The 13,114-nt window shown below is 65.1% G+C and carries 10 protein-coding genes; 3 read left to right on the top strand and 7 right to left on the bottom strand.

Features of this window, described 5'->3' with window-relative positions; genetic code table 11:
- Positions 1-140: 140 nt before the first annotated feature.
- The 5 genes from JV551A3_RS09470 to JV551A3_RS09450 form a co-directional block, all read right to left on the bottom strand.
- On the bottom strand, positions 141-1,973 hold the full coding sequence (locus JV551A3_RS09470) for an ABC transporter ATP-binding protein (RefSeq protein ID WP_133970654.1): 1,833 nt from the start codon (positions 1,971-1,973) through the stop codon (positions 141-143).
- On the bottom strand, positions 1,966-2,598 hold the full coding sequence (locus JV551A3_RS09465; RefSeq protein ID WP_133970653.1) for a DsbA family protein: 633 nt from the start codon (positions 2,596-2,598) through the stop codon (positions 1,966-1,968). The genes JV551A3_RS09470 and JV551A3_RS09465 overlap by 8 nt, the downstream gene beginning before the upstream one ends.
- A 3-nt stretch (positions 2,599-2,601) precedes the next feature.
- Positions 2,602-3,534, bottom strand: coding sequence for an oxygen-dependent tRNA uridine(34) hydroxylase TrhO (gene trhO / locus JV551A3_RS09460; RefSeq protein ID WP_112249320.1), 933 nt, complete (start codon positions 3,532-3,534; stop codon positions 2,602-2,604).
- Between the two features lie 229 nt (positions 3,535-3,763).
- Positions 3,764-4,060, bottom strand: a complete 297-nt coding sequence (locus JV551A3_RS09455) for a BolA family protein (protein ID WP_133970652.1) — start codon at positions 4,058-4,060, stop codon at positions 3,764-3,766.
- A gap of 10 nt (positions 4,061-4,070) precedes the next feature.
- The gene (locus JV551A3_RS09450) at positions 4,071-4,595 is read right to left on the bottom strand and encodes a DUF2059 domain-containing protein (RefSeq protein ID WP_087501528.1); all 525 of its coding nucleotides are present in this window, start codon (positions 4,593-4,595) and stop codon (positions 4,071-4,073) included.
- Positions 4,596-4,750: 155 nt separating this feature from the next.
- On the opposite strand from JV551A3_RS09450, the gene JV551A3_RS09445 reads away from it, so the two are divergent.
- Positions 4,751-6,145: a class II fumarate hydratase gene (locus tag JV551A3_RS09445; protein WP_133970651.1), complete on the top strand. Its 1,395-nt coding sequence runs from the start codon at positions 4,751-4,753 to the stop codon at positions 6,143-6,145.
- 123 nt (positions 6,146-6,268) lie between these two features.
- On the opposite strand, the gene JV551A3_RS09440 is transcribed toward JV551A3_RS09445, so the two are convergent.
- Positions 6,269-7,231 carry a DMT family transporter gene (locus JV551A3_RS09440; protein ID WP_112249322.1) on the bottom strand — a complete coding sequence of 321 codons (963 nt, stop codon included), beginning with the start codon at positions 7,229-7,231 and terminating at the stop codon, positions 6,269-6,271.
- 255 nt (positions 7,232-7,486) lie between these two features.
- Positions 7,487-8,980, bottom strand: a complete 1,494-nt coding sequence (gene pap, locus JV551A3_RS09435; RefSeq protein ID WP_133970649.1) for a polyphosphate:AMP phosphotransferase — start codon at positions 8,978-8,980, stop codon at positions 7,487-7,489.
- A gap of 153 nt (positions 8,981-9,133) precedes the next feature.
- Between pap and mnmC the strand changes: the two genes are divergently transcribed.
- Both mnmC and JV551A3_RS09425 read left to right on the top strand, forming a co-directional pair.
- Positions 9,134-11,098, top strand: a complete 1,965-nt coding sequence (mnmC, locus tag JV551A3_RS09430) for a bifunctional tRNA (5-methylaminomethyl-2-thiouridine)(34)-methyltransferase MnmC2/FAD-dependent 5-carboxymethylaminomethyl-2-thiouridine(34) oxidoreductase MnmC1 (RefSeq protein WP_133970648.1) — start codon at positions 9,134-9,136, stop codon at positions 11,096-11,098.
- 226 nt (positions 11,099-11,324) lie between these two features.
- Positions 11,325-13,112, top strand: a complete 1,788-nt coding sequence (locus JV551A3_RS09425; protein ID WP_133970647.1) for an N-acetylglutaminylglutamine amidotransferase — start codon at positions 11,325-11,327, stop codon at positions 13,110-13,112.
- Positions 13,113-13,114 lie beyond the last annotated feature (2 nt).

Below are 13,114 nucleotides of genomic sequence, written 5' to 3'. Positions count from 1 at the left end.
TGGGAGCGGCCTTGCGTCGCGAAAGGGCTGCAAAGCAGCCCCGGCGATTTCTGCATCTGCCTTTATTGTCTGGGGCCGCTTTGCGGCCCTTTCGCGACGCAAGGCCGCTCCCACGGAGGCCAGCACAGGCTGCCAAAAATTCAGCTCTGCTGCAGGTGCCCATATAACTTGGCATACAACCCACCCTCGGCAATCAGCTGCTGATGGTCGCCATCCTCGGCCACGTGCCCGCCATCGAATACCAGCACCCGGTCGGCCTGCTTCACCGCCGACAGGCGGTGGGCGATGATCAGTGTGGTGCGGCCACTGAGGAAGCGCGCCAGGGCCTGGTGCAGGTTGTATTCGGTGGCGGCATCCAGCGCCGAGGTGGCTTCGTCGAGGATCACCACCTTGGGTTCGGCCAGCACCATGCGGGCAATGGCCAGGCGCTGGCGCTGGCCACCGGACAAGCGCACGCCGGAGCGCCCCACCACACTATCCAGGCCCTGCGGCAAGGCGGCGATGGTGGCATCCAGCTGGGCGATACGCAGCGCCTGCCAGCAGGCCTCGTCGCTGCAGTCACGGCCCATGGTCAGGTTGGCGCGCACGGTGTCGTTGAACAACGATGGGTGCTGCAACACAACCGCAACGTTTTCGCGCAGGGTCTCCAGGCCGATTTCCTGCAGGCTGGCACCGCCAAAGCGAATGGTGCCGGCCTGGGCGCTATAGAGGCCCAGCAACAGTTGCACCAGCGTGCTCTTGCCACCACCGCTGGCGCCGACGATCGCCACTTTCTCGCCCGGGGCGATGGACAGGTCGAGGTGCTCGAGCACCGGCTCGTCGGCATAGGCAAAGCGCAGGTCGCGCACTTCGATGCCCACCGTATCGCGGCCGGCGAACGGGTCGCTGGCAGCCGGGTACTGCGGCTCGTCGGCGCGTGCCAGCAGCTCGTTCAGGCGGCTCAGCGCACCACCGGCGGCGTAGTAGGCATATTGCAGGTTGAGCAGTTGCTCCACCGGGCCGATCATGAACCACAGGTAGCTGAACACCGCCAGCATCTGCCCGATCGACAGGTCGGAGAACAGCACGGTGAGCATGGCTGCGGCGCGGAAGATATCGATGCCGAACTGGAACAGCAGGCCACTGGCGCGGCCGCTGGCATCGCTTTTCCACTGCGAGTCCACGGCGTAGTCGCGCACTTCGCGGGCGCGCAGGCCAAGGCGGCCGAGGAAGTAGCCCTGGCGGTTGCTGGCGCGGATCTCCTGAATGGCATCGAGGGTTTCCGCCAGCGCCTGGGTAAACCGCGCGGTGCTGTCGTTCTCGAGCTTTTTCAGGTGCTTGACGCGCTTGCCCAACTGCACGGTGAAATAGATCACCAGCGGGTTGAACAGCAATATCAGCAAGGCCAGCTGCCAGTGCATCCAGACCAGGATGGCCGCCGTGCCGGTCAAGGTCAGCATGGCCACCAGGAAGCGGCTCAGGGTTTCGCCGACGAACTTGTCGAGGGTGTCCAGGTCGGTGACCAGGTGAGTGGTTACCGTGCCGCTGCCCAGGCTTTCGTATTCCTTCAGCGAAATGCGCTTGAGCCGCTCGATCAGGCGAATGCGCAGGCGATAGACGATGTCCTTGGCCAGGCCGGCGAACAGCTTGGCCTGGATCACGTTGAACGCCAGCGCGGCCAGGCGCAGGCACAGGGTCAGCAGCAACATCAGGCCGATGTAGCCCGCCGCCACCTGCCAGCTGGACGGCAGCAGGTGGTTCATCCACTTCAGCGCGGCATCGCCATGGCCCAGCAGTACTTCGTCCACCAGCAGCGGCAGCAGCAGCGGGATGGGCACGCTGCAGCAGGCCGCCAATACGGCGATCAGGTTGGCGGACCAGAGGTTTTTCTTGTGATGCAGGGCCAGGCGGCGGATTTCCGCCCAGCTCAGTCGATCGGCCGCAGTGTGAGGCTTGCCCGGCACCGGGTCGGGTGACCCAGGCACATCAAGCACAGGCGGCCTGCTGCAGCCAGCGGCCGAGCAAGGGTTGCAGGCGCTCCAGCGGCTGGTAGCCGTTGGTCAGCAGGGCCAGTTGGCCATTGCGTTCGGCCAGCAGGGTCGGGAAACCGACGATGCCCAGGTCCTGGGCCCAGCTGAAATCGGCTGCAGTGGCGGCGCGGGTGTCGGCACGGGCGAAGGCCTCGGCGAACACGGCACGATCGAAGCCTGCCTGTTCGGCCAGATCGACCAGATGCGGCGCAACGGTCACGTCCACGCCCTGCTCGTAGAACGAACGCTGGATCAGCGCCAGCAGCGGCCAGACGCGCTCGGTGTCCAGTTCGCGGGCAGTGACCAGGGCACGGCAGGCCGGTTCGGTGTCGTAGACGAAGCCGTCGGGCATGGCCCCCTCGAAGCGGAACGGCTGGCCGGTGGCATCGGCCACTGCCTGCCAGTGTTCGAGGATGTACTTGCGGGTAGAGCTGTCCAGGGCACTGCCGCCGGTACGCAGCCCGCCCGGCACCAGGTGGGTAGGCACGCCTGCGTCACGCGCCTGGGCGATCAGGGCCGCAGCCACGGGTGCAAAACCCCAGCACCAGGAGCACATCGGGTCCATCACATAGATCAGGCGTGCAGACATGCATCAAGCCTCGGCTTTGTAGTTGTAACCGATCGGGTGCGGCAGGTTGCGGGCCTTGGCCAGCTCGATCTGCTTCTGCCGGTCGATGGCGCTGCGCCGGGTCTTCTCGCTCAGGCTGTCCCAGCAATGCGGGCAGCTGACTCCTGGCGAATAGTGCTCTGACGCGCGCTCCTCTGCATTGATCGGGTGGCGGCAGGCGTGGCACTGGTCGTACTCGCCTTCGCTCAGGTCATGGCGCACCGTGACGCGGTTGTCGAAGACGAAGCAGTCGCCGTCCCACAGGCTTTCTTCCTGAGGCACTTCCTCGAAGTACTTCAGGATGCCGCCCTTAAGATGATAGACCGCCTCGAAGCCTTCACCGAGCATGTAGCTGGAGGCTTTTTCGCAACGAATGCCGCCGGTGCAGAACATGGCAACCTTCTTGTGCTTGCTGGGGTCGAAGTTGGCCTTGATGTAGTCGGGGAACTCGCGGAAGGTTTCGGTCTTCGGGTCGATGGCGCCCTTGAAGGTGCCGATGGCCACTTCGTAGTCGTTGCGGGTGTCGATCAGCAGCACTTCCGGGTCGCTGATCAGCGCGTTCCAGTCCTTGGGCTCGACGTAGGTACCGACCGCCTGGTTCGGGTCCACGCCCGGCACGCCGAGGGTGACGATCTCTTTCTTGAGCTTGACCTTGGTGCGGTAGAACGGTTGTTCGTCGCAGTACGATTCCTTGTGGTCGACATCGGCCAGGCGCGGGTCGTTGCGCAGCCAGGCCAGCAGGCCGTCGATGCCTTCGCGGGTGGCCGAGACAGTGCCGTTGATGCCCTCGTGGGCCAGCAGCAGGGTGCCCTTGACGTTGTTGTCGAGCATGGCCTTGAGCAGCGGCTCGCGCAGCTCGACGTAGTCTTCCAGGGTGACGAACTTGTACAGCGCCGCGACGACGATGGGTTGGGACATGAAGCAGGTTCTCCAGGTGGTCGCCCTCGTAAGGGGCGGACCGGGTTTGACAGGTGTAGAAAAAGCTTGGGGGCGCTTAGCGCCCCTTTCGCGACACAAGGCCGCTCCTACAAGGGAATGCACAACCCGATGGCTGTTGCGATCCCCTGTAGGAGCGGCCTTGTGTCGCGAAAGGGCCGCAAAGCGGCCCCCGGATTTTGCAGGATTCTACCAGAACAACAGCAAGGTTTCAGTGCCCGCCGCCCGCGCACACAGGCGAGGCCGGTGCAACGCCGACCTTGGCCCATTCTTCGGCGGTGTAGGTGTGGATGGCCAGGGCATGGATCTCGCCCATCAGCTCACCCATGGTGGCGTACACCTTCTGGTGGCGCTTGACGCTGTTCAGCCCGGCAAACTGCTCGCTGACGATCACTGCCTTGTAGTGGGTCTCCTGACCACGACTGTGCATGTGGCTTTCGTTGAGCACTTGCAGGTATTGCGGCGCCAGGGCAGCCAACTGCTGTTCGATACGCTGTTGCATGGTCATTGCGGCGTACTCACTTCTTCGCCGGGGCAGCGGCCTTGCCAGCGTTCGGGTCCAGTTCCTTGGTCATGTCGTCCAGCAGCTTGTTCACCACCGGTACCGCTGGCTCCAGGCTCTGCTGGGTCAGCTGGGCCGACTGCTGGGTGACCTTGGGCATTTCGCGCAGCACTTTCTTGCCCAGCGGCGATTCGTAGAACTTGACCAGGTCCTTGAGCTCTTGCTCGGTGAAGGTCTGGGTGTACAGGTCGACCATCTTCGGCTTCAGCTTGTTCCAGCCGATGGCGTTGTCCAGCGCGGCGTTGGCCTTGGCCTGGTAGCTTTCCAGCACCGGCTGCTTGGCGGCCGGGGCCTTGGTCTGGGCGAAACGCTGGGCGAACATCTGCTGGACCTGCATGTACACCGGGGTGCCCAGCTTGTCGGCGTTGGCCAGGGTCAGGAATTTCTCGGCAGCAGCGTTGTGGCTGGCGGTGGCAGCGAGTACCTGGCCGCTGGCGCAAGCCAGGGCAACGGCGGCACAAAGGACACGGAGACGGGTCATTGCATTTCCTTCGGAAGAGAGGGAGGCGGGTACCTCAGAGTAGAGCATTCTGCGCCGTGGTGGCGATGTGCTCAAGTGGCACGACGAGCGACGGAACCGCTCGGTCGAATCAGGGCCTAAACTGCGATTTCGAACTACACAGGAGTGAGTACAGAATGAGCCGTATCGAGACAGACAGCCTGGGCCCGGTCGAAGTTCCTGAGGACGCCTACTGGGGTGCGCAGACCCAGCGTTCGCTGATCAACTTCGCCATTGGCAAGGAACGCATGCCCATCGCGGTGCTGCACGCCCTGGCGCTGATCAAGAAGGCCGCGGCACGCGTCAACGACCGTAACGGCGACTTGCCAGCCGACATCGCCCGGCTGATCGAACAGGCCGCCGACGAAGTGCTGGGTGGCCAGCATGACGACCAGTTCCCGCTGGTGGTCTGGCAGACCGGCAGCGGCACCCAGAGCAACATGAACGTCAACGAAGTGATCGCCGGCCGGGCAAACGAACTGGCCGGCAAGGGCCGTGGCGGCAAGGCGCCAGTGCACCCCAACGACCACGTCAACCGCTCGCAGAGTTCCAACGACTGCTTCCCTACCGCCATGCACATCGCTGCGGCGCATGCGGTTCACGACAAGTTGCTGCCGGCCATCGCAGAACTGTCCTCGGGGCTGGCCGAACTGTCGGCACGCCACCACACGCTGGTGAAGACCGGCCGCACACACATGATGGACGCCACGCCGATTACCTTCGGCCAGGAAGTGTCGGCCTTCGTCGCCCAGCTCGACTACGCCCAGCGCGCCATCCGCGCCACCCTGCCGGCGGTATGCGAACTGGCCCAGGGCGGCACTGCCGTGGGTACCGGGCTCAACGCCCCGCATGGTTTTGCCGAAGCCATCGCCGCCGAACTGGCGGCGCTGTCCGGCCTGCCGTTCGTCACTGCGCCGAACAAGTTCGCTGCCCTTGCCGGCCACGAGCCCCTGACCAGCCTCGCCGGCGCCCTGAAGACCCTGGCCGTGGCCCTGATGAAAATCGCCAACGACCTGCGCCTGCTGGGTTCCGGCCCGCGCGCCGGGCTGGCCGAGGTACGCCTGCCGGCCAACGAGCCGGGTAGCTCGATCATGCCAGGCAAGGTCAACCCGACCCAGTGCGAAGCGCTGTCGATGCTGGCCTGCCAGGTGCTGGGCAACGACGCGGCAATCGGCTTTGCCGCCAGCCAGGGGCATTTGCAGCTGAACGTGTTCAAGCCAGTGATCATCCACAACCTGCTGCAGTCGATCGAATTGCTGGCTGACGGCTGCCGCAACTTCCAGCAGCACTGCGTGGCGGGCATCGAGCCGGATGCCGAGCAGATGGCGGCGCATCTGGAGCGGGGGCTGATGCTGGTAACGGCGCTGAACCCGCATATTGGCTATGACAAGGCGGCGGAAATTGCCAAGAAGGCCTATGGCGAAGGCAAGACCTTGCGCGAGGCGGCACTGGAGTTGAAGTACCTGACCAATGAGCAGTTCGACCAGTGGGTGAGGCCGGAGAACATGCTGGCGCCGGGTGGCAAGGGCTGAGTCGTGCACTGCCTTTACCGGCCCTTTCGCGGGTGAACCCGCTCCCACAGGATTACCACCAGGCTGAATATTGTGGGATCCCTGTGGGAGCGGGTTCACCCGCGAAGAGGCCGGTACAGGCGATCAATGAACCTGGGCCAGCCGCGCCCTGCGCGCCCGCCACCCGGCCACCAGCGAAGGCCCAAGCGCCACCACCGCCGAGCCCAGCACCACGGTCACCGCCCCCACATAGCCCAAGGCATTGATGTCCTCGGCCTGCACATACTCAGGCCACACCAATGCCGCCAGCGCCACCGCGACAAAGGTCACCAGCGGGGTCAGCGCCAGCGTGGCACTCACCCGCGATGCTTCCCAGTGCGCCAGCGCCTCGGCGAACGCGCCGTAGGCCACCAGGGTATTCAGGCAACAGGCCAGCAACAGCCAGCCTTGCACCGGACTCAGCTGCAACGCCTCCAACGGGTGTACCCAAGGCGTCAGCAGTGCGGCGCAGCTGAGGTAGATCACCATCATTACCTGCTGCGAATTCCACACGGTCAGCAGCTGCTTCTGGCTGAGCGCATAAAACACCCAGATGCTGGTGGCCAGCAGGATGGTCAGCACGCCGGTGGTATAGGTGCCGAGCGAGGTCAGCAGCTCCTCCAGACGCTGGTTGAAAAACAGCCCGAACCCCGCCAGCAGGATCAGCAGGCCCACGCCCTGCCCCAGGCTGAAACGTTCGCGGAACACGAACACGCTGGCCACCAGCAACAGCACCGGGCCGATCTGCACGACCAGCTGCGCGGTGCCCGGGCTAAGCAGGTTCAGGCCGATCAGATACAGCACGTAGTTGCCCATCAGGCCGAGCACGGCCACTGCCACCAGGCCTTTGCCCCTGGGCGCCAGTTTGCCGAAGGAAGGCAACCTGCGCTTGGCGGCCAGCCAGGCAAACAGCAGGCCGCCGGAGACCAGCAGGCGGTACCAGGTGACGGTGACCGGGTCGACCACTTGCAGCACCTGCTTGAGCTTGATCGGCAGGATGCCCCAGAGCAGCGCAGTCAGAAGTGCCAGGAACAGGCCATAGCCCCAGCGGCCGGTAATGGTGTGCATAAAATCCTCGATCAAGCCCGTGGTGGGGGTGGTTGAATTCTACGGGCTTGGAGGGCGGGGACGGTGGAGAGTGCCGAGAAAAGAATTCATCAGGTCATTCTTCTGTGGCATGGCTTGGTGGGTGGGTTGGCTGTTCTGGCCTCTTCGCGGGTAAACCCGCTCCCACAGGGACCCCACAAGATTCACAGGGTGTGTGAATCCTGTGGGAGCGGGTTTACCCGCGAAGAGGCCAGAACAGCCAACCAGGAACTTCGATTATTTCTTGTCCTTGGCAAACGCCGCCTCAAGCGCCTGGTTGATGGTGCGCAACACCTTCACCCGCGCCCAGCGCTTGTCGTTGGCCTCCACCAGCGTCCACGGCGCAATCTCGGTGCTGGTGCGGTCGACCATGTCACCCACCGCCTGGACATAGTCGTCCCACTTGTCGCGGTTGCGCCAGTCATCCTCGGTGATCTTGTAGCGCTTGAACGGGATCTGCTCGCGCTCTTCGAAACGCTCCAGCTGGGTCTGCTGGTCGATCGCCAGCCAGAACTTGACCACCACCGTGCCGGCGTTCGCCAGCTGTTCCTCGAAATCGTTGATCTCGCTGTAGGCGCGCATCCAGTCGGCCGGGCTGCAGAAACCTTCCACCCGCTCCACCAGCACCCGTCCATACCAGGAACGGTCGAAGATGGTGAACTTGCCACGCGCCGGAATGTGCCGCCAGAACCGCCACAGGTATGGCTGCGCGCGTTCTTCTTCAGTGGGCGCGGCAATCGGCACGATACGGTACTGGCGGGGGTCCAGCGCGGCGGCCACGCGACGGATGGCTCCGCCCTTGCCGGCAGCGTCATTGCCTTCGAACACCGCCACCAGGGCATGCCGACGCATGCGCTTGTCGCGCAGCAGGCCGGCCAGGCGGGCTTGCTCGGTGACCAGTTGCTCTTGGTAGTCGGACTTGTCCAGGCGCAAGGTCATGTCCAGCGCGCCGAGCAGGCTGCGCTGGTCGATGCTGCGGCCCAGCGGGGCGACGTTGCCCCGGTGTTTGCCCTTGGGGCTGTTATCCAGTGCTGCCTGCAGGCTTTCCAGCAGGATGCGCCCTACCGCCAGGCTGCGGTAGTTCGGGTCGACGCCCTCGATGACATGCCACGGCGCGTAGTCGCGGCTGGTGCGGCGCAACACTCGCTCACCAAAGCGCACGAAACGGTCGTAGGTTTCCGACTGCTGCCAGTCCAGCGGGCTGATCTTCCAGCTGTGCAGCGGGTCGTCCTTGAGCGACTTCAGCCGCGCCTTCATCTGCTTCTTGGACAGGTGGAACCAGAACTTGATGATCAGCGCACCTTCATCGCACAGCATCTCCTCCAGCCGTTCGGCACCGGTGATGGCCTGGTCGAGCACGGCATCCTTGAACACCCCGTGCACCCGCCCCTGCAGCATCTGGCTGTACCAGTTGCCGAAGAACACCCCCATCCGCCCCTTCGGAGGCAGGGCCCGCCAGTAGCGCCAGGCCGGCGGGCGGGCCAGCTCTTCGTCGGTCTGCTGGTCGAAGGTGAGCACATCGATCATGCGCGGGTCCATCCACTCGTTCAGCAGTTTGACCGTCTCGCCCTTGCCGGCGCCTTCGATACCGTTGATCAGCACGATTACCGGGAAACGCGCCTGCTGCTTGAGTTCGTACTGGGCTTCGAGCAGGGCCTCGCGCAAAGCGGGTACCTCGGCGTCGTAAGCCTCCTTGTCGATGCTGTGGCCGATTTCTGCGGATTCGAACATGCACTGGCTCCTTCAATGGATAAGCAAGACTAGCGGATTTGAAGGCTTGTGCAGTACCTGTGGGAGCGGGCGCGCCCGCGAAGAGGCCGGCACAGCCTGCGCAAACCTCCCGGATGGCATAAAATCTGCCCATCCGCTGCAACCGAGCCAACCATGTCCACCCTCCTCCAGCACGCCCAGATCGACTGGGACGACCAGGGCCGCCCCCATTCGCGGCAATACGACGACGTCTATTTCGCGGTCAACGAAGGCATCGAAGAAACCAAGCACGTGTTTCTTGGGCAAACCCGCCTGGCCGAGCGCTTTGCCGACCTCGCCCCGCATTCCTGCCTGGTGATCGGCGAAACCGGTTTCGGCACCGGCATGAACTTCTACTGCGCCTGGCAACTGTTCGAGCAACACGCCCACGCCAAGGCCCGCCTGCACTTCGTCAGCGTCGAAAAGTACCCCCTCGGTCGCGACGATATGGCCCGCGCCATGCACCTGTGGCCGGAACTGACGGCCTACAGCCAGCCCCTGCTGGAACAGTACGTGGCAGTGCACCCGGGCTTCCAGCAGTTCACCTTCGACAACGGCAGGGTCACCCTCACCCTGCTGATAGGCGACGCACTGGAACAGTTGCCGCAACTCGATGCGCAGATCGATGTGTGGTTCCTCGACGGCTTCGCCCCGGCCAAGAACCCCGACATGTGGACCCCGCAGCTGTTCGCGCAGCTTGCACGGCTGTCACACCCGGGCACGGTGCTAGGCACCTTCACCACCACCGGCTGGGTACGCCGCAGCCTGGTCGACGCCGGCTTCGCCATGAAGAAGGTGCCGGGCATTGGCAAGAAATGGGAAGTGATGAGCGGCGCCTACGTCGGCCCCGCGCCCAGCCCCGGCGCGCCATGGTACGCGCGCCCCGCTGCCGCAGCGGGGCCGCGTGAAGCACTGGTGATTGGCGCCGGGCTCGCCGGCAGCACAACCGCCGCCAGCCTGGCCCGGCGTGGCTGGCAGGTTACCGTGCTGGAGCGTCACCACACCCCGGCTCAGGAAGCTTCGGGTAACCCGCAAGGGGTGCTGTACCTGAAGCTGTCTGCCCACGGCACAGCGCTGTCGCAGATGATCCTGGCCGGTTTCGGCTACACCCGGCGCCAGCTGCAGCGCCTGCAACGTGGCCGCGACTGGGATGCCTGCGGCGTGCTGCAACTGGCCTTCGACAGCAAGGAAGCCGAGCGCCAGGGCAAACTGGCTGGTGCCTTCGAACCCGGTCTTCTGCACTCGCTGGAACGTGCTGAGGCCGAAGCCATCGCCGGGGTGGCCTTGCCGGCTGGTGGGCTGTTCTATCCCGAAGGTGGCTGGGTGCACCCACCGGCGCTGTGCCAGCAGCAGTTGCAGCACCCGGGTATTCGCCTGCTGACGCACCAGGAAGTGCTCGAGCTGCGCAAGGTAGACGGGCAGTGGCAAGCCTGGGCTGGCGAACAGCTGCTGGCCAGCGCGCCGGTGGTGGTGCTGGCCGGTGCCGCCGACGTACTGCGCTTCGAGCCATGCGCGCAGCTGCCGCTCAAGCGCATCCGCGGGCAGATCACCCGCCTGCCGGCCACCGCCAGCAGCCGCGCGCTGCGCACCGTGGTGTGTGCGGAAGGCTATGTGGCGCCGCCGCGCGGGGATGAACATACCTTGGGGGCAAGCTTCGACTTCCACGCCACAGACCTTGCGCCGACGGTGGCCGATCACCAGGGCAACCTGGCATTGCTGGACGAGATTTCGGTCGACCTGGCCCGGCGCCTGGGCACCGCCGAACTGGACCCTGGGCACTTGCAGGGGCGTGCGGCGTTCCGTTGCACCAGCCCGGATTACCTGCCGATCGTCGGGCCGATGGCGGATGCGCAGGCGTTCGCCCAGGCCTATGCAGTGCTGGGCCGGGATGCGCGGCAGGTGCCGGATGTGGCCTGCCCCTGGCTGGATGGGTTGTATGTGAACAGCGGGCATGGCTCGCGCGGGTTGATCACGGCGCCGTTGAGTGGCGAGTTGGTGGCGGCGTGGGTGTGCAGGGAGCCGCTGCCGGTGCCACGGGCGGTGGCGGAGGCCTGTCATCCGAACCGGTTTGGGTTGCGCAGGTTGATTCGAGGGAAATAGGGTATTGGGGCTGCTGTGCAGCCCATCGCGACACAAGGCCGCTCCTACAGGAGATCGCGTTCCCTTGTAGGAGCGGCCTTGTGTCGCGAAAGGGGCGCATAGCGCCCCCAGGCCTTTGCCTCATATAACAGATCGATCTAAAACTCTCGCAAAGCACATGGGTCAGTTCCTTAAGGTGCCCTAATCCGGGGCACCCCCTCCCCAACGGAAAAACCGGTAAGGACCTATGTGCGGATTAGCAGGAGAGTTGCGTTTCACCCCCATCGACCAAGCCCCTCGCCCAGCCGACCTGGCTGCGGTAGAGCGCATAACCCACCACCTGGCGCCCCGCGGCCCGGATGCCTGGGGCTTTCATAGCCAAGGCCCGATCGCCCTCGGCCACCGGCGCCTGAAAATCATGGACCTGTCCGACGGCTCGGCCCAGCCAATGGTCGACAACACCTTGGGCCTGTCGCTGGCCTTCAACGGCGCCATCTACAACTTCCCCGAGTTGCGCCAGGAGCTGCAGGCCCTGGGCTACAACTTCTGGTCCGACGGCGACACCGAGGTGCTGCTCAAGGGCTACCACGCCTGGGGCGCGGCCCTGCTGCCCAAGCTCAATGGCATGTTCGCCCTGGCCATCTGGGAGCGCGACAACCAGCGCCTGTTCCTCGCCCGCGACCGCCTGGGCGTCAAACCCTTGTACCTGTCGCGCAACGGCGAGCGCCTGCGCTTCGCCTCGACCCTGCCGGCGCTGCTCAAGGGTGGTGACATCGACCCGATGCTCGACCCGGTGGCACTCAACCACTACCTGAATTTCCACGCCGTGGTGCCGGCGCCACGCACCCTGCTGGCCAACGTGCAAAAGCTGGAACCCGGTACCTGGATGCGCATCGACCGCCATGGCGAAGTGGAACGCCAGACCTGGTGGCAGCTGCACTACGGCGCCAACCCCGACGAACGTGAACTGGACCTGGAAGGCTGGACCACCCGCGTGCTCGACGCCACCCGCGACGCCGTGGCCATTCGCCAACGGGCAGCGGTGGACGTGGGTGTGCTGCTGTCTGGCGGGGTCGATTCCAGCCTGCTGGTCGGCCTGCTGCGCGAAGTGGGCGTGGACGACCTGTCGACCTTCTCCATCGGCTTCGAGGATGCCGGCGGCGAACGCGGCGACGAGTTCCAGTACTCCGACCTGATCGCCAGGCACTACGGCACCCGTCACCACCAGCTGCGCATCGCCGAGCACGAGATCATCGAGCAGTTGCCAGCGGCTTTCCGCGCCATGAGCGAGCCGATGGTCAGCCACGACTGCATCGCCTTCTACCTGCTGTCGCGGGAAGTGGCCAAGCACTGCAAGGGCGTGCAAAGCGGCCAGGGCGCCGACGAGCTGTTCGCCGGCTACCACTGGTACCCGCAGGTGGACGGTGCCGAGGATGCCTTTGCCGCCTACCGCGATGCCTTCTTCGATCGCAGCCACGCCGAGTACCGCGACACCGTGCAGGCACCCTGGCTGCTGGATACCGACGCGGCCGGCGACTTCGTCCGTGAACATTTCGCCCGTCCCGGTGCCCCCGATGCGGTAGACAAGGCGCTGCGCCTGGACAGCACGGTGATGCTGGTCGACGACCCGGTCAAACGGGTCGACAACATGACCATGGCCTGGGGCCTGGAGGCGCGCACGCCGTTCCTCGACTACCGCCTGGTGGAACTGTCGGCGCGCATTCCGGCACGCTTCAAGCTGCCCGACGGCGGCAAGCAGGTGCTCAAGCAGGCGGCGCGGCGGGTGATCCCGCACGAGGTGATCGACCGCAAGAAGGGCTACTTCCCGGTGCCGGGCCTGAAGCACCTGGAAGGCGCCACCCTCGGCTGGGTACGTGAGCTGCTAACCGACCCCAGCCAGGACCGCGGGCTGTTCAACCCGGCCATGCTCGACCGCCTGCTGAGCAACCCGCACGGCCAGCTGACGCCGCTACGTGGTTCCAAGCTGTGGCAGCTGGCGGCACTGAACCTGTGGCTGAGCGAACAAGGAATCTGACC

The organism is Pseudomonas inefficax (assembly GCF_900277125.1).
GTDB classification, from domain to species: Bacteria; Pseudomonadota; Gammaproteobacteria; order Pseudomonadales; family Pseudomonadaceae; genus Aquipseudomonas; species Aquipseudomonas inefficax.
This window is presented reverse-complemented; position numbering and strand designations above follow the sequence as displayed.